The sequence below is a fragment of the Streptomyces sp. 4N509B genome, assembly GCF_052245655.1.
In the GTDB taxonomy this organism is placed as follows: Bacteria; Actinomycetota; Actinomycetes; order Streptomycetales; family Streptomycetaceae; genus Streptomyces.
In genome coordinates this window covers 1-14,120 of record NZ_JBQQBZ010000003.1, presented here as the reverse complement: position 1 = coordinate 14,120, position 14,120 = coordinate 1, and the positions used below count along the sequence as shown (strand labels likewise).

The following is a 14,120-nucleotide window of genomic DNA, read 5'->3' as shown; positions in this document are numbered from 1 at the left end:
GGCCGGCCACCCGGACCGTTCGCTGTCCCGGCACCTCAGCGCTCCGGTGCCGTTCGCGTCAGAGCCGTTCCGTCAGCTGGCGGCGCCGATCGCGTCGATCGCCGGCTGGACCTGCTCGCGGAGCGAGTCGGAGATCGGGGCGGCGCCCGCCTTCTCCGCGGCCTCCTGCTGGCCCTCCGGGCTGATCACGTAGTCCAGGTAGGTGCGCACCAGCTCGGCGGTGTTCGCGTCGTCGTAGGTGGTGCAGGCCAGGAGGTAGGAGACGAGGACGATCGGGTACACGCCCGCCTCGGTGGTGTCGCGGGCGATGTCGTAGGCGAAGTCGTACTGGCCCCGACCCTCGACCGGGGAGGACGCCTCGACCACGGCGGCGGCGGCCTCCGGCGAGTACTCGACGAACGTGTCGCCGACGCCGACGGCCACGGTGCCCAGCTCACCGGCGCGGCTGGCGTCGGCGTAGCCGATGGTGCCCTCGCCGCCCTCGACCGCGCCGACGACGCCGGAGGTGCCCTGGGCGGCCTCACCGCCCGGAACGGGCCAGTCGCCGCTGACCTCGTGCGGCCAGTCGTCGGGGGCGACGGTGGCGAGGTACTCGACGAAGTTCTCGGTGGTGCCGGACTCGTCGGAGCGGTTGACCGGGGTGATCGCCAGGTCGGGGAGGTCCGCGTCGGGGTTGTCCTCGGCGATGGCCGGGTCGTTCCAGTTGGTGATCTCCTGGTTGAAGATCTGGGCGATCGTGGCGGGCTGGAGGTTCAGGGTGTCGATGCCCGGCAGGTTGAAGATCACCGCGACCGGCGAGACGTAGGCCGGGATCTCCACGAACTCGCCGTCGCCGCAGCGGTCGATGGCGCCCTGGAGCTCGCCCTCCTCGTCGGTCAGGTACGCGTCGGAGCCGCTGAAGTCGCTGCCGCCGGCCACGAACTGCTCTCGGCCGGCGCCCGAGCCGTCGGGGCTGTAGTTGACGGTGACACCCGGGTGGAGGGTGTTGAACGCCGCCTGCCACGCCTCCTGCGCCGCCTGCTGCGAGCTGGCGCCGATGCCGGTCAGGGTGCCGGACAGGTCGGAGCCGCCGCCGTTGCCGCCGCCCCCACCGTTGCCGTTGCTCTCCTCGTTGTCGCTGCTGCATGCCGTGACCAGGGCCAGGGCGGACACCACGGCTACCGCGGCGGTCTTGGCGCGCCAGTTGCGCATGGCCAATGCTCCTTGTCGAACGCCAGCCAGGCGGCTGGTAAGTAGAGATGACTTGAAAGCGTCGAGGAGAACGTAGGCGCGGCCAGCGACGTCGCGAGGGCGGGAAGGTGAACAGAAAGATAGGTTCGGCGGAACCGACCGTTTCACAAAAAGAGTCGTAATCGTTAAGGGACGGGTCTCGTCCCGTACACATCGAGGGCAGATCCGAAAGCGGCGCCTGCGGCCGCCTTGTGGCGGCCCCCAGGCCCGGCTGATCAGCCTCCCTCGGCCTTCCTCAGCTTCCCGGCGGCACCAGCCGGTACCCGACGCCGCGCACCGTCTGGATGATCTCCGGGTGGTGCGGGTCGTCGCCCAGCCGCTCCCTGAGGCGCCGAATGTGAACGGTGATGGTGTTGGACCGCCGCGCGCCGTCCCCCCACAGCTCCGCACGGATCCGGTCACGCGTGATCACCTTCTCCGCGTGCACCATCAGCAGGTGAAGCAGCTGGAACTCCCGCAGCGGCAGCCGCGCCGTGGCCACGCCGTGCATCCGCACCTCGTAGGTGCTCGGGTCCAACGACAGCGGCCCGCAGACCAGCGGCTGGTCCCACCCGCGCTGGCCCCGGTCGGCCAGGCTCAGCAGCTGCGCCACCTCGCGCGGCCGGTACGGCCTGGCCACGCAGGCGCTGGCGCCGGCCGCGAGCGCCGGCCCGACGGAGTCGGTGTCGTCGGGCCCGACGCCGAGCACCACCGGGATCGACAGGCGCCGCCGCACCAGGCGCAGCACCGTCGCCCCGTCGATCACCGGGAGTTCGGCCGAGACCAGCAGGACGTCGGGCTTGCGCAGCCCCGCCTCCAGCAGCGCGGTCGCCCCGTCGGCGCAGTGCACGACGGACACCTGGTACTTGGCGAGCTGCGCGGTCAGGCCCTGCCGGATCCGCTCGTCGGCGTCGGCCAGCAGCACGACGGGGTTCGAGCTCAGCGGGATGAGCGCGGGGGAGGGGGCGGGGCCTGCGGTCGGGCCCGCGGCGTCGACGCCTCCGGCGACCCGGGCGCCCGGGAGCAGGCCGTCACCCGCGTCGGCATCCGCGGCGAATGTCGCGAGGGATGTCGATGGGCTCGTTGCCATGGTCCGGCTCCCTGGGGGCATGAGTGGGGTGTCCGGCAGGGACGTTCACCATGAAACGAGCCGTGGGTAGCGCGTTGTTCGGCGTTCGGTGAACCCGTGATGAACAACGGCGTTCCCTCAGGTGTTCCGCGAACGGCGCGCGACCCTCCCCCCACGTGGATAGCATCGGGAGGGCTCTCCCGGCGTGCGTTCCGGGGGCCAGGGGCGCGTCGAAGGGCTGCCATGGGCATCGAGGGCGAGAAGCTGGTTTTCGACTATCTCAGCCGGGTGGGCGACCTGGCCCACGGCACCGACATGTCGGCCGTCGAACGCCGCCAGCTCGTCAACAGGCTGCGGGACGAGATCAGCCAACGGCGGGCGGCGGCGGGTGGCGCGGAGAGCAGGTCCGAGGTCAGGCGCATCCTCGGCAGGATCGGCAGCCCCGAGGACGTCGTCGCCGCCGCGACGGACGCCCCCTCGGAACCGGCCGCCCGCCCGTCGCCCTCGGCGGACCCGCCGTCAGATCCCACCGCCGGCCCGTCCGCCCCCTCACCGCTGCCGGTCCCGGGCCCCCGCGCCCCGGGCGACGAGGGCGAACCCCCGTCGACCCTGCCGCCGCCCGCGCCGCGGCGCGGGGAGGACCCGGAGCGCTACCGCGAGTGGCCCGACGGCGACATCGGCCGCTTCGTCGGCGGCCTGCTGCCCGAGGCGTTCGTCCGCCGCGATCCCAGGAAGCCCGACACGCTCGACAAGGGTGAGGAGGGTGGTGAGGCGGCAGACGGGACCGGCGAGGGCGTCGAGGCGGCCGACGGACCGTCACCTGACGGGTCCGACGCGCCCGGTGGGCCCGACGGGCCCGCCGCCCCGACGGCCCCCGCCGCCCCCCTCCCCCTCCGCGCCAGGAAACGCGTCGCCCCCGCCGTGACGCGCGCGTTGACGACCCGCCGCGTCGGGGGCGTCTTCGAGTTCCTCGCCGTGGCCCTCCTCGCCGTCGGCGCGGTCATCGGCTCCCTCGTCCCGATGATCTTCGGCTGGGTGCTGTCGTACTGGTCCCCCCGCCTCAGCCGCGCCCAGGCCCAGTGGGCCACGTTCGGCATGCCGGCCCTGGTCGCCGGCGCCTACGGCCTCTGGCTGCTGTCCCGCATCAGCGACGAGAGCGGCGACGCCGCGACCAACAGCCCCGTCCAGGACGCCCTGTCCGACGACTGGCCCTGGCTCCTGCGCACCGCCGCCCTCGCCACCGCCGCCTTCCTCTTCTGGCGCGCCCGCCGCCCCCGCCCCCAGTCGTAGAGCCCCCAGTCGTAGAGCCCGCGGGGCGGACGCGGGGGCGTCGCACGTCAACCGCTGACCAACCAGCGAAGTCAGTAGATCCGAGCCGGCTGGTCAGGGTGGCAGACTCCGACGTGATGGACGTCGAGCGCCTCTCGGTACGCCAGCATGTCCTCCAGGTCTGTGGTGACAACTAGGGAGCGTTCGTGATGGAGAGCGATGATCATGACCAGCGCGTCAACCGCGTCGAAGGCTTTCTTGGCCGGGAGCTTGACACGTGCGGCGAGAGCGCCGATGCGCTTGGCATCCTGCTCCGTGTGACCCGCCAGGCACGGCAGGCATGAGGCGGCGGTGTCGTCCCATCCACGCGAGTCGGCATACGGTGGCCGTGAGTCACGGGCAGCGTAGACAGTGCACCCAGCCAGATACGGTTTGAGCTTGGTGTAGCTGCCCCGTCCGGGACGCCACGCCTGGCCGAGAACTGGCGCCGACACGATGGGTCGGTGCCCGCCTCGTTCGAGGATTCTCCGGTGCAGCTCGCGGGCACGAGAACGTCCCTGGTCCAAGTGGATGAGCATGCCCGTGTCGTAGATGACCGCCATCAGGCAGCGTCCCGCCCCCTGTGTTGTCCGGCGAAGAAGTCATCCAGAGCACGGGCGATGGACGCGCTCTCCTCGGCAGGGGCGCCCGGCGCAGGCGGCGAGGAGTCGCCCTTCACGGAGTCCTCGCTCCCACTGTCGGCCTCCGCTTCCTCGATCATGGCGTCGAGCACCGCGAAGGAACGCGCCACCTCCTCATCGCGCCGCATGGCCTCGTGGATCGCGACGGACACGTAGGTGCTCAGATCCACACCGGCTGCGCGGGCGTGGTGGCGGATCCGTTCCTTGGTCTCAGGATCGGTCGCAATGGTGATCATGCTGCGTTGAGAGGACACGGGTCTAGCGTACAACGATGTTGTACGCACCCCGGGGGCTGCTGGAAGGGCCTCACCACGTGCCAACGGGTGAGGTCACTGCTCCGACTCTCCAGCGTCGGCCCCTCGAGTGATCGCCGATGTCGACGAGCCCACTGGGCTCGACAGGTCGCCATTCCAGTCCACCTGCTCGCTTCTTCCCCATGCCTCACACGTCCCCGCGAGGTGTTCCAGACTGGCGGTGGTGTGGCACACCAGCGCCAGGATCTCCGTCAGCGTCTCGTCGGAGAGCCGCGTCAACGCACGCTGGTACCCCTCGAAGCCGCCGCCGTGGGTGAGCGTCACGCCCTCCCGGGCCGCGAGCTCCGCCGCCTGCCGCAGCGCCTCCGAGACGATCCACACCTGGTCCCACGCCGCTGCCTCCGCGTCCTCGTCACTCCCCACCGGACTCCCGCCCCTTCCCGTCCCGAGCCTCGAAGTGCTCGTCCACCCGTTGGCTCCACTCGTCGAGTACCGCGTACAACTCCTCGTTCGTCAGCCGCCGCAGATCCCGCTCCCCACCGTTCCCTTCCTGCGGCGGCGGCCACGTCATCATGGCGCCCCTCCTTCATGGATTCCGTGCGTTTGGTGAATTGCCCTCACCCTGACGCGGCGCCAGCTACGGTGGCTAGTTCGGGAAATGCCCAGGGGGCCAGCACGGAAAGGGCGTGAAGCTATGGCCAACAAAAGGGACCTCAGCCCGGAAGAGTCACCGATCAAATTCTGCGGCGCGTGCATGCGCAACGCGCGGGAGGAAGCCGGCCTGACCTTGGCGGATCTCAGTCTGCGGGTCTTCCAGGGCGAGTCGTACCTCGCGATGATCGAACGCGGCGAGCGCCGCCTCCAGCCGGCGTTGGGGGAGCAGCTCGACCGCCTGTACGGAAAGAAGGACAAGTTCTTCGAGAACTTCGCGAAGGCCATCCTGAACAGCACAGGCCATGCTGAGTACTTCGCGGACGCCGCGGATCAGGAGCGGCACGCGGAGACGATCACGGAGTACCAGCCAGCGCTCATCCCCGGAATGCTCCAGACCGAGGCGTACGCACGAGTCCTCATCGACGGTGACAACCCGTACCGTCCGGAAGAGGAACGGCACAGGCTGCTGGCAGCACGGCTTGAGCGCGCCAAGCTGCTCGACCGGGCTGAAGTGAACCGGCCGTGCTACTGGGCTGTGGTGCCGGAGTGGGTGATCCGCGCGAACTTCGGTGGCCCGGCCGTCATGGAGGAACAACTGCACCACCTCATCGCGCAGGTTCGGGCGAGGCGTACGGTGTTTCAGATCTTTCCGCAGAGTGCGACGGTGCCGCCCGCCGTGGGCCACACGATGGAGCTCATGACGTTCCCGGACACGCCCTCTCTCGCGTACTTCGAAGGTGGGTTTACGGGGCAGCTGATCGACGAGCCGTCGATCGTTGCCCGATGCCTCAGGGCCTACGATGTGATCAAGGGGGCTGCTCTTTCGCCCGAGGCATCCTTGGAGCTGATCGAGTCGGCAGTGAAAGGACTCAAGAAATGATCACGCGCGATCTGACTCGCGCCGACTGGCGCACCTCCAGTCACAGTGACGGCCACGGCGGCAACTGCGTCGAGGTCGCGGACGGCATCGCGGGGGCCGTTCCGGTTCGCGACACCAAGCACAACACACACGGTCCTGTGCTGTTGATCCGGACCTCCGCCTGGTCCCCGTTCATCGACGCGTTGAAGCAGCAGCACCTCCCGACCGCCTGACGCGGCTTTCCCCGGCCGGCCCCGGCCCACGGCGCCGAAGCCCCACCGTGTCCCTGACGACAGGGATCGGTGGGGCTTCCGGCTAGCGTGGGTCCGTCCGTACCGAGCTGACACGAGCCAGGAGAGGCCCATCCCATGGCCAGGACGACCCAGCTGCGCACCTACACCGTTCGGCACGGCATGCTCGACGAGTGGGTGGACCGGTGGCGGGCGGAGATCGTTCCGCTCCGTCTGGAGCTGGGCTTCACGATCGGCGGTGCGTGGGTGGACCGTGAGCGGGACCAGTTCATCTGGCTCATCTCCTACGAGGGACCCGGCACGTTCGAGGAGGCCAACGCCGCGTACTGGTCGTCGCCGGCCCGCGACGCGCTCGGGATCGACCCGGCGGACTACCTCGTCCACACCGACTACCGCATGGTCGAGGAGGCCTACTGACCGCGCCTACGCGTGCCCGCGTCTCCGCGTCTCAGGCGGGCGCGGCGGCGGTGGTGCAGCACGCCGCCGGTGCGGCGTTCCCCGCGCTCTCGGCGAGGGTGTCGGCGTCGGCCTTGACCACGTAGACCTCCCACCGCTCCGTGCCGGGTGCGGTGACCCACACCTTGTCCTGGAGGGCGTAGCAGCAGGAGGTGTCGTTCTCCTCGAACGTCGCGAGGCCCGCCTCCTTCAGGCGCTCGGTGGCCTCGCTGACCTCCGCCGTGGAGGAGACCTCGACGCCGAGGTGGTCCAGGCGGGTGTCCTCGCCGGCCTCGCCCTCGACGAGGACCAGCTTCAGCGGGGGTTCGGCGATGGCGAAGTTGGCGTAGCCGGGGCGGCGCTTGGCGGGCTCGGTGCCGAACAGGCGGGAGTAGAAGGCGATCGAGCCTTCGAGGTCGGCGACGCGCAGGGCGAGCTGAACACGGGACATGGCGGTCTCCCATCCGGAACGTGACGCGTGAGGCGCGATCCCGTTCCTGTTTCGACGTTTGCCGATGTCGTGGTGACGATCCTGGCACTTGAATAGATGGATGTCAACATAGAGATCTGTCGAAACAAGCTGGTCTGCCGGTCCTCGCTCAGGACTCCGTCGCGTGGAGGCCGTGCGCGAGGTCGGCGTCGACATCTCCGCCGAGACCCCGAAGGCGCTGACCGTGGAGGTGGCGCGGGCCTCCGACGTCGTGATCACGACGGGCTGCGCGGACGCCTGCCCCGTCCTCCCGGTAGGCGGTACCTGGACCGCACCCTCGACGACCCGCCGGGCGGCAGGGCGTGGCGGCCGTGCGGCCCATCGGGCCACGTCAGCGCATGCCGAACGCGTCGGCGATGTCGTGAAGCCGATGGCTGGAGCATCGTACGGTGCTTGGTCTGACCCCTCCTTCCCGTCGCCGGCCCCTTCGCAGAGAGATCCCGTCGTGCTCGTCGCCCGTTCCGTCGCCCTGTTCGTCGTCGCCGCGCTGTTCGAGATCGGGGGTGCCTGGCTCGTGTGGCAGGGCGTCCGCGAGCACAGGGGGTGGATCTGGATCGGCGCGGGCGTCGTCGCGCTGGGCCTCTACGGGATGGTGGCGACCCTCCAGTCCGACGACAACTTCGGGCGCGTCCTGGCCGCGTACGGCGGGATCTTCGTCGCCGGGTCGATCGCCTGGGGCATGGTCGCCGACGGCTACCGGCCCGACCGCTTCGACGTCGTCGGCGCGTTGGTCTGTCTCGCCGGGATGGCCGTGATCATGTATGCCCCGCGTGGCGGCTGACCCACGCGGAAAGGGCTGGTTTGCGTAGCCCGGTGTGATGCGCGACACTCACCCAACGTGTTCGACTCCTTACCGTTAGCCAAGGGAGACGGAAGTGCGACGCCGCGTTCGATGGGTGTGGGTGGTGGGTGTGGTGGCCCTGATGGGGCTGGCGGTGGGCTGCGTTCGCCTGCCCGGTGGTTCGACTCCCGCCGAGCCGGCGGCCGGTGAGGGGCACCCCGCGTACGAGACGGGTGCGTCGGGGACCGGCGTCGAGGACGACAAGCCACGGGCAGCGTCGAACGGGGGCCCGGGGACCACCGGTTCCCCGGGCGCGGACGACGACGAGCGGGCCACCGCCGAGGCCGGCGACCCGGGCGCCGGGGCGTCCGGCGAGCCCGGTTCCGCCGCGTCGGCCGGTTCCGCCGGCTCCCCGGAGGAACCCGGCGCGCCCGACGGCCGTCCCGGGGCCCACGGGCACTCCGCCGCCTCGGACGCGGCCTCCTCCCCGACGGGCGAGGAGGGCGGCCCGGGGTCGCCGCCCCACGCGGGCTCACTCCCGCCCACCACGACACCCGAGCGTCCCAGCGAGTACCTGAGCTGGCCCGGCTTCGACCTGGCCACGGCCTCCGACGCGGACGGCCCACCCGCGTGGTTCCTCGACCTCGCGGCCATGGACTGCGGGAACATCCGCGGCGACGGCCTGTCGGGCGCCGACCTCGCCCTCGTGGAGGGCGCCAGGGCCGTCTGTCCCACCGTGCAGGCGGGCGGCGAGACCGACTGGGAGCTCGCCGAGCGGTCCTACGCGGAGCTGAGCGCGACGGGCGGCGTGCCGGAGGCGGACCGGTGGGAGTGCGAGGCGTACATCCTCCTGGAGACGATCGTGACGGCCCACCAGGCCGAGCCCGACACCGTCTTCCACGTGGACGACGACGCCGCGCGCGCCGAGGCCGTGTACGCCCCGTGCTCCTGACCCTGACCCTGAGGGCGGAGGCGCGCTCGCTCATCCCATCGGGTGAGACTGCGGTCGTATCCGGGACGTGACGCGTCGCCCCGTCCACACCGACGTCCATGGGAGCACTGATGGCGGAACCGCGGCCGACGAGGGCCACCGCGGAGAACTGGATGTTCCCGCCGGCAGACGGCTGGACCTACGACCGGGTCAGAGACCTGGACGTGCCGTTCGAGTGGGAGTTGGTGGCGGGCAGGATCGTGCCTCGTGGGCAGACCAAGCTGTGGCACGACCAGGTGCGGAACGAGGTCTACTTCCGGCTGCGGAGCGCGCGGCGTCCGCCGTACTCCGTCGCGGCCGAACGGTGCGTGATGATCAGCCCCGACACGGTTCTCAAGCCGGACGTCGTGGTCTACGACAAGACGGGTGAGGACGTCTTCACCCAGGACTGCACCCCGGCCACCAAGGTGAGACTCGTGGTGGAGGTGGTGTCGCCGGGGACGCGCATGGAGGACCGCTTCGTCAAGCCCGCGCTCTTCGCCGAGGCCAGGATTCCGCACTACTGGCGGGTCGAGCGCGACAGCGACGACCTGCCCAGGGTGCACGAGTTCTGGTGGCACCACGAGGCAGGGACGTTCGCTCCCGCGCCCGACCGCGCGGCGCACGTCGGCAAGCTGAGGACGGACGTGCCGTTCCCCGTCGAGATCGACCTGCGCGGCCTCGTCGAGCTCTGACGAACGCGCCGCCGGTCGCCCCTCGGCCGCTCCTCGGTCGCGCCGCCCTCAGCGGGCGGCGTCGGGCGTCGTCGGTGTGGGGGCGGTGGGTCGGTCCCGACGGTCCGGGGGCGGCGGCCGTCGTCTCGGGCGGGCCGGCTGGATGATCGGCCGGGTCAGCAGGCGCACCGGTGGGGAGGCCAGGGCGGCGGCCAGCAGTGCGGCGAGGGCGAGCAGCGCCGCCTGCTCCGGCCAGGGGCCGACCCAGGCGTAGTCGATTCCGGCGTGGGTCAGCAGCCGCAGCGCCAGCGGGTGCAGCAGGTAGATGTACATGCCGCCCGCGCCCAGGTAGGTGACGAACGGCAGGCGGCGTCGCGGCACCAGCCGGACGAAGCTGAGCGTCACGGCCGCGCCCACCAGCAGCACACAGACGCGGATCAGCACCTCCGAGGGCGTCTCGTAGGGCAGGCGCATCTGGAGCCAGGCCGGGCGCACCTCGTCGCGCAGCGGCCAGGCGGCGACGAAGACGGTGCCCAGCACGGCGAGGGCGGCGAAGCGGCTCCACTCGGCCCGCATCGGGCGGGCCAGCAGCCCCTCGCGCAGCCGCCACCCCAGCAGGAAGAACGGCAGGAAGCAGAGGGTCCGGGAGAGTTGGAGGGTGCCGCCGACGTCGGCGGGGAGGAAGCCGGCGCACAGCGCCGCGCCCACCGCGAGGGCCAGCGGGTGACGCAGTCGCGCCAGGTACGGCAGGGCGAGCCGCCAGCACAGCAGCGACAGCAGGAACCACATGGCCCACGCCGGCTCGTCGAGGAAGAGGCGCCACTCGCCGGTCGCCCAGCGGCGTTCGAGGGTGTGCAGCAGGCCGACGGCGAGGTAGGGCACGACGATCGGGAGCATCAACGCCCGCAGGCCGCGCGGGGTCAGCGGGCCCGCGTCGCTGAAGTAGCCGGCGAGCAGCGCGAACGCCGGGACGCGCAGGGCCCACGTCGCGACGTAGAGCCAGCGCACGCCGTCGAGCGTGGTGAGCGGGCCGGCGACGTGCACGAAGAGCACCAGCGTGCCGGCCACGTACCGGGTGGTGTCCCAGTGCGCCTCGCGCGCCGTGCGGCCTGACCGGACCCGCCGTCGGGTCCGTTCCCCCGTCCAGCACCGTGGTCGACTTCGGGCATCCCGCGGCCTCATGTCGTCTCCCTCCCTCTGTCCCCCGGTCACAGCGGCGTCGAGCCGGGGCGCGCGGGCCGGCCCGGGAGCCGAGGTGACCCGGCGCCCTCCCCGGGCTGGCAGTGGGACGTGGCCGACACCCTCCCGGATCCCGCTGTGGCGTGGGCGCGTGCCGTGCGGGCGGCGTCGGGTGACGGTCGGCGCGTGGTGAGGGGGCGGTGTCAGACCCTGCTGGTATCCCTGGGGAGGACGGGGTGCGAGGTGGTCGCACGCCGTGTCAGCGAGGGATGGAGAGCAGCATGGCGATCGGCTTTCAGGTCAGCTTCGACGCGCACGACCCGGCCGCCCTCGGCGCGTTCTGGGCGGTGGCGCTGAAGTACGTGGAGCAGCCCCCGCCCCCGGGCTTCGACACCTGGCCGGACGCGCTGCGCGCCTTCGGGTTCAGCGAGGAGGAGATCGAGGGGGGCGCGGCGTACGCGCTGGTGGATCCGGAGGGGAAGGGGCCCCGGCTGTTCTTCCAGAAGGTGCCGGAGGGGAAGACCGCGAAGAACAGAGTGCACCTGGACGTGAACGTCACGGCGCCGCTGCGCGGCGAGGGGGGCGACCCGGAGGCGGCGCGGGCGGCGGTCGACGAGCACGCGGCGCGGCTCGTCGAGGCCGGGGCCACGAAGGTGCGGGCGTACAGCAAGCACGGCGAGTACTGGGTGACGCTCCAGGACCCCGAGGGGAACGAGCTCTGCGTGCAGTAGAGGAGGGCGCGGCGCGGCCTCCCGGCGGGGCGCCGTCCTCCACAACCGGGGTGGGTGGTCGGGAGTCTCCTGTGTGAGGAGTCAGCCGGCAAGTGAAGGGGAGAGCCGTGGGGTTGGGTCTGAGGTTAACGAGCCGGAGCAGAGGGACGAGGCGGGTGCGCGCCGCCCTGGTCGCCGTGGTGGCGACGGTGACCGTGGCGCTGGGGGCGGCCCCCGCGGCGACGGGCGCGGCGGCGGCGGAGAGCGACCGCGGGCACGGACGGTCGTGGGAGGTCGTGACGGCCGGGGAGGTGGGCACCTCCGCGTATCTCGGCTCGGTGTCCGCCACCGGTCCGAGGGCGGCGTGGGCCGCCGGGTACGAGCTCGTGGACGCGGCGCCGCAGGGGCTGATGATGCGGTGGAACGGGTGGCGCTGGCAGCCGGACGGCGCGCCGGGCCTGCCGCGCGTCATCTACTGGCTGTCGGTCAGCGCGCAGTCCCCGTCCAACGTCTGGGCCTACGGGCGGGTCAGGGGCGAGGAGTACGTCGTCGCGCACTTCGACGGGCGGCGGTGGCGCACCGTCGAGGCGCCGTCGAAGCCGGACGCGGGGGCCTACGGGATCACCGACGTCGTCGCCGTGCCGGGCCGCACCTGGCTGTCGGGATACGACGCGATCAGCGCTTACCGCCACGGCCGCTGGGAGACCCTGGACCTCGGCCGCGGCACGAACATACGGGACCTGCACGCCAGGAACGCCCGCGACGCCTGGGCCGTGGGCCGGCACTGGGACTACGACACGGCCACGGCGAGCCCGGTGGTGCTGCACTGGGACGGCCGGGAGTGGGGCGAGGTGGAGCTGGACAGGCCCGACCTCACCCCGAGCATGGTCTACGCGGAGTCCCGCGGGAGCGTGTACGTGCTGGCGAGCTCCCGGGAGAACGCCACGGTGCTCCTGCACTGGGACGGTCAGGGCTGGGAGGAGATCCCGGTGCCCGAGGCCGAGGCCGGGTTGAACGTCACCTCGATGAGCGGCGACGGGCACGGGACGCTGTGGCTGAGCGGCATACCCGACGGGTACGAGGACGCGCCGGTCTTCCTCGGCCACGACGGGCGGCGGTGGCGTGTGGAGACCGGTGGGAAGGCGCCCGGCTTCGGCGACCTCGCGCGGGGGCACTACATCCACGACCTGGCGCCGGCCCGCGACGGGGCGGGCGGCATGTGGGCCGTCGGCATATTTCACCACCACCACGAGCCGGGGTTCTTCCGCGAGAGGGAGCTGATAGAGCGGTACGGCTGGTAGCGGGTCCGGGTCCGGGTCCGGGTCCGGGTCCGGGTCCGGGTCCGGGTCCTTGTCCGGGTCCGGGTCCTTGTCCGGGTCCGGGTCCTTGTCCGGGTCCGGGATCGGGAGTGGGACCGGACCCGGCACCGACCGGGGCGGGTCCCCGTCGCCCCCTCAGCGACGGGGACCCGCCGGCCGGCCCGCCCAGCCTGGTCAGGCGGCCGTGGCGAGCGCGGCCGTCGGCGGCATGCGGGCCGCGCGTGCCGCCGGATACGCCCCGGCCAGGGCGCCGACCAGCACCGTCGCGCCCGCCGCGCCGACCAGCACCCAGACGGGCAGCGCGAACGGCCAGTCGCGGCTGGCGGCGAAGGCCGCCGTGACCGCGCCGCCGAGCACGGCGCCGCCCGCCCCACCGAGGCCGGCCAGCAGCACCGACTCGCCGAGGAACTGCCGCCGCACGTGGGCCCGGGTCGCCCCGAGCGCCCGGCGCAGGCCGATCTCGGAGCGGCGTTCCAGCACCGCGATGACCATGGTGTTGGCCACCCCGATGCCGCCGACCAGCAGCGCCACCCCACCGAGCGCCAGCAGCAGCGTGGTCAGCGTCTCGTCGGCCGCCTCCTGCGCGGCGAGGGCGTCCGAGGGGCGGCTGACGGACACCTCGGCCGGGTTGGCCGGGTTGACCGTGGCCGGCAGCAGCTCCGCCACCGCCTCGACGGCCGCCTCGTCGGAGCGCTCGTAGAGGGTGGACGGCGGCACGGCGTCTCCGGCCAGCTCCTCGGCCGCCTGCCAGCCGACGAGGGCGGAGGAGTCCAGCTCGGGCGCGAGCGGCACCGGGTCGAGGACCCCGACGACGGTGAACCACTCGCCGCCCAGCCACACGCTGACCGCGCCGTCGGCCTGCGCCTCGGAGATGCCGAGGAGTTCGGCGGCGGTCGCCCCCAGCACGACCGCCGGATAGGCGCCGACCGCGCCGTCGAGCCACCGCCCGGCGGCGACGGTGCCGCCGACCGTGTCGAGGAGATCCGTCCTGGCGGCGCTGACGGCCAGGGCGTTGGTCTCGGCCTCGTCGATCGCGTCGTTGCGGTAGACGTACGTGTCCGGCAGCGCGCCCACGGCGCTGACCGCCGTGACCTGGTCGAGCCGGTCCACCATCGGCACGGCGTCGGCGGGCAGCTCCGCCTGCCCGCCGCTGAAGGAGCTGCCGGGGGTGACGGTGAGCAGGTTCGTGCCGAGCTGCCGCAGCCGGTCGTTGACCTCCTCCCGGCTGCTGGCGGAGATGCCGACGACGGCCACCATCGCGGCGATCCCCACGGCGATGCCCAGGGCGGAGAGGACCGCCCGCAGTGGGCGGGCCTC

General features: G+C 72.3%; 18 protein-coding genes. 9 read left to right on the top strand and 9 right to left on the bottom strand.

All coding sequences use genetic code 11. From position 1 onward, the window contains the following. Window positions 1-72: 72 nt before the first annotated feature. Together pstS and ACTWP5_RS04365 are read right to left on the bottom strand one after the other, a co-directional pair. The gene (gene pstS / locus ACTWP5_RS04370) at window positions 73-1,191 is read right to left on the bottom strand and encodes a phosphate ABC transporter substrate-binding protein PstS (RefSeq protein ID WP_443219368.1); all 1,119 of its coding nucleotides are present in this window, start codon (window positions 1,189-1,191) and stop codon (window positions 73-75) included. Window positions 1,192-1,465: 274 nt separating this feature from the next. Beyond that, window positions 1,466-2,299, bottom strand: a complete 834-nt coding sequence (locus ACTWP5_RS04365) for a response regulator transcription factor (RefSeq protein WP_443219367.1) — start codon at window positions 2,297-2,299, stop codon at window positions 1,466-1,468. A gap of 222 nt (window positions 2,300-2,521) precedes the next feature. Between ACTWP5_RS04365 and ACTWP5_RS04360 the strand changes: the two genes are divergently transcribed. Then, window positions 2,522-3,568, top strand: a complete 1,047-nt coding sequence (locus ACTWP5_RS04360) for a hypothetical protein (protein WP_443219366.1) — start codon at window positions 2,522-2,524, stop codon at window positions 3,566-3,568. A gap of 71 nt (window positions 3,569-3,639) precedes the next feature. Here the strand turns inward: ACTWP5_RS04360 and ACTWP5_RS04355 are convergent, their stop codons facing one another. From ACTWP5_RS04355 to ACTWP5_RS04340, 4 genes are all read right to left on the bottom strand, one after another. Next, window positions 3,640-4,149, bottom strand: a complete 510-nt coding sequence (locus ACTWP5_RS04355) for a hypothetical protein (protein WP_443219365.1) — start codon at window positions 4,147-4,149, stop codon at window positions 3,640-3,642. Further along, the gene (locus tag ACTWP5_RS04350; RefSeq protein ID WP_443219364.1) at window positions 4,149-4,481 is read right to left on the bottom strand and encodes a hypothetical protein; all 333 of its coding nucleotides are present in this window, start codon (window positions 4,479-4,481) and stop codon (window positions 4,149-4,151) included. The genes ACTWP5_RS04355 and ACTWP5_RS04350 overlap by 1 nt, the downstream gene beginning before the upstream one ends. A gap of 75 nt (window positions 4,482-4,556) precedes the next feature. Beyond that, on the bottom strand, window positions 4,557-4,904 hold the full coding sequence (locus ACTWP5_RS04345) for a hypothetical protein (protein WP_443219363.1): 348 nt from the start codon (window positions 4,902-4,904) through the stop codon (window positions 4,557-4,559). Further along, a complete protein-coding gene (locus tag ACTWP5_RS04340) occupies window positions 4,894-5,055 on the bottom strand; it encodes a hypothetical protein (protein ID WP_443219362.1) in 162 nt (53 codons plus the stop codon). The genes ACTWP5_RS04345 and ACTWP5_RS04340 overlap by 11 nt, the downstream gene beginning before the upstream one ends. A 120-nt stretch (window positions 5,056-5,175) precedes the next feature. Between ACTWP5_RS04340 and ACTWP5_RS04335 the strand changes: the two genes are divergently transcribed. The 3 genes from ACTWP5_RS04335 (at window position 5,176) to ACTWP5_RS04325 (ending at window position 6,662) form a co-directional block, all read left to right on the top strand. Then, complete coding sequence (locus ACTWP5_RS04335) at window positions 5,176-6,015, top strand: helix-turn-helix domain-containing protein (protein ID WP_443219361.1); 840 nt, start codon at window positions 5,176-5,178, stop codon at window positions 6,013-6,015. Next, a complete protein-coding gene (locus ACTWP5_RS04330) occupies window positions 6,012-6,227 on the top strand; it encodes a DUF397 domain-containing protein (protein WP_443219360.1) in 216 nt (71 codons plus the stop codon). The genes ACTWP5_RS04335 and ACTWP5_RS04330 overlap by 4 nt, the downstream gene beginning before the upstream one ends. 135 nt (window positions 6,228-6,362) lie before the next feature. Continuing rightward, window positions 6,363-6,662, top strand: a complete 300-nt coding sequence (locus ACTWP5_RS04325) for an NIPSNAP family protein (RefSeq protein WP_443219359.1) — start codon at window positions 6,363-6,365, stop codon at window positions 6,660-6,662. 31 nt (window positions 6,663-6,693) lie between these two features. On the opposite strand, the gene ACTWP5_RS04320 is transcribed toward ACTWP5_RS04325, so the two are convergent. Further along, on the bottom strand, window positions 6,694-7,131 hold the full coding sequence (locus ACTWP5_RS04320) for an ArsI/CadI family heavy metal resistance metalloenzyme (protein WP_443219358.1): 438 nt from the start codon (window positions 7,129-7,131) through the stop codon (window positions 6,694-6,696). A 484-nt stretch (window positions 7,132-7,615) separates the two neighbouring features. On the opposite strand from ACTWP5_RS04320, the gene ACTWP5_RS04315 reads away from it, so the two are divergent. The 3 genes from ACTWP5_RS04315 (at window position 7,616) to ACTWP5_RS04305 (ending at window position 9,616) form a co-directional block, all read left to right on the top strand. Next, window positions 7,616-7,951, top strand: a complete 336-nt coding sequence (locus ACTWP5_RS04315) for a YnfA family protein (protein ID WP_443219357.1) — start codon at window positions 7,616-7,618, stop codon at window positions 7,949-7,951. A 94-nt stretch (window positions 7,952-8,045) separates the two neighbouring features. Next, window positions 8,046-8,903, top strand: coding sequence for a hypothetical protein (locus tag ACTWP5_RS04310; protein ID WP_443219356.1), 858 nt, complete (start codon window positions 8,046-8,048; stop codon window positions 8,901-8,903). 110 nt (window positions 8,904-9,013) lie between these two features. Beyond that, the gene (locus tag ACTWP5_RS04305; RefSeq protein ID WP_443219355.1) at window positions 9,014-9,616 is read left to right on the top strand and encodes a Uma2 family endonuclease; all 603 of its coding nucleotides are present in this window, start codon (window positions 9,014-9,016) and stop codon (window positions 9,614-9,616) included. A 48-nt stretch (window positions 9,617-9,664) separates the two neighbouring features. Here the strand turns inward: ACTWP5_RS04305 and ACTWP5_RS04300 are convergent, their stop codons facing one another. Further along, complete coding sequence (locus tag ACTWP5_RS04300) at window positions 9,665-10,777, bottom strand: acyltransferase family protein (protein WP_443219354.1); 1,113 nt, start codon at window positions 10,775-10,777, stop codon at window positions 9,665-9,667. A gap of 278 nt (window positions 10,778-11,055) precedes the next feature. Here ACTWP5_RS04300 and ACTWP5_RS04295 point away from each other — a divergent pair, with 278 nt between their 5' ends. Both ACTWP5_RS04295 and ACTWP5_RS04290 read left to right on the top strand, forming a co-directional pair. After that, complete coding sequence (locus ACTWP5_RS04295; protein WP_443219353.1) at window positions 11,056-11,505, top strand: VOC family protein; 450 nt, start codon at window positions 11,056-11,058, stop codon at window positions 11,503-11,505. A gap of 155 nt (window positions 11,506-11,660) precedes the next feature. Continuing rightward, on the top strand, window positions 11,661-12,785 hold the full coding sequence (locus ACTWP5_RS04290) for a hypothetical protein (RefSeq protein WP_443219352.1): 1,125 nt from the start codon (window positions 11,661-11,663) through the stop codon (window positions 12,783-12,785). Between the two features lie 192 nt (window positions 12,786-12,977). Here ACTWP5_RS04290 and ACTWP5_RS04285 read toward each other — a convergent pair. Next, window positions 12,978-14,120: ABC transporter permease (locus ACTWP5_RS04285; RefSeq protein ID WP_443219351.1), on the bottom strand; the 1,143-nt coding region annotated here is incomplete at its 5' end.

Excerpts from the sequence above, each read along its gene's own strand:
- pstS (WP_443219368.1), bottom strand. The coding sequence starts at position 1,191 with ATGCGCAACTGGCGCGCCAAGACCGCCGCGGTAGCCGTGGTGTCCGCC.
- ACTWP5_RS04365 (WP_443219367.1), bottom strand. The coding sequence starts at position 2,299 with ATGGCAACGAGCCCATCGACATCCCTCGCGACATTCGCCGCGGATGCC.
- ACTWP5_RS04360 (WP_443219366.1), top strand. The coding sequence starts at position 2,522 with ATGGGCATCGAGGGCGAGAAGCTGGTTTTCGACTATCTCAGCCGGGTG.
- ACTWP5_RS04355 (WP_443219365.1), bottom strand. The coding sequence starts at position 4,149 with ATGGCGGTCATCTACGACACGGGCATGCTCATCCACTTGGACCAGGGA.
- ACTWP5_RS04340 (WP_443219362.1), bottom strand. The coding sequence starts at position 5,055 with ATGATGACGTGGCCGCCGCCGCAGGAAGGGAACGGTGGGGAGCGGGAT.
- ACTWP5_RS04335 (WP_443219361.1), top strand. The coding sequence starts at position 5,176 with ATGGCCAACAAAAGGGACCTCAGCCCGGAAGAGTCACCGATCAAATTC.
- ACTWP5_RS04330 (WP_443219360.1), top strand. The coding sequence starts at position 6,012 with ATGATCACGCGCGATCTGACTCGCGCCGACTGGCGCACCTCCAGTCAC.
- ACTWP5_RS04325 (WP_443219359.1), top strand. The coding sequence starts at position 6,363 with ATGGCCAGGACGACCCAGCTGCGCACCTACACCGTTCGGCACGGCATG.
- ACTWP5_RS04320 (WP_443219358.1), bottom strand. The coding sequence starts at position 7,131 with ATGTCCCGTGTTCAGCTCGCCCTGCGCGTCGCCGACCTCGAAGGCTCG.
- ACTWP5_RS04305 (WP_443219355.1), top strand. The coding sequence starts at position 9,014 with ATGGCGGAACCGCGGCCGACGAGGGCCACCGCGGAGAACTGGATGTTC.
- ACTWP5_RS04300 (WP_443219354.1), bottom strand. The coding sequence starts at position 10,777 with ATGAGGCCGCGGGATGCCCGAAGTCGACCACGGTGCTGGACGGGGGAA.
- ACTWP5_RS04295 (WP_443219353.1), top strand. The coding sequence starts at position 11,056 with ATGGCGATCGGCTTTCAGGTCAGCTTCGACGCGCACGACCCGGCCGCC.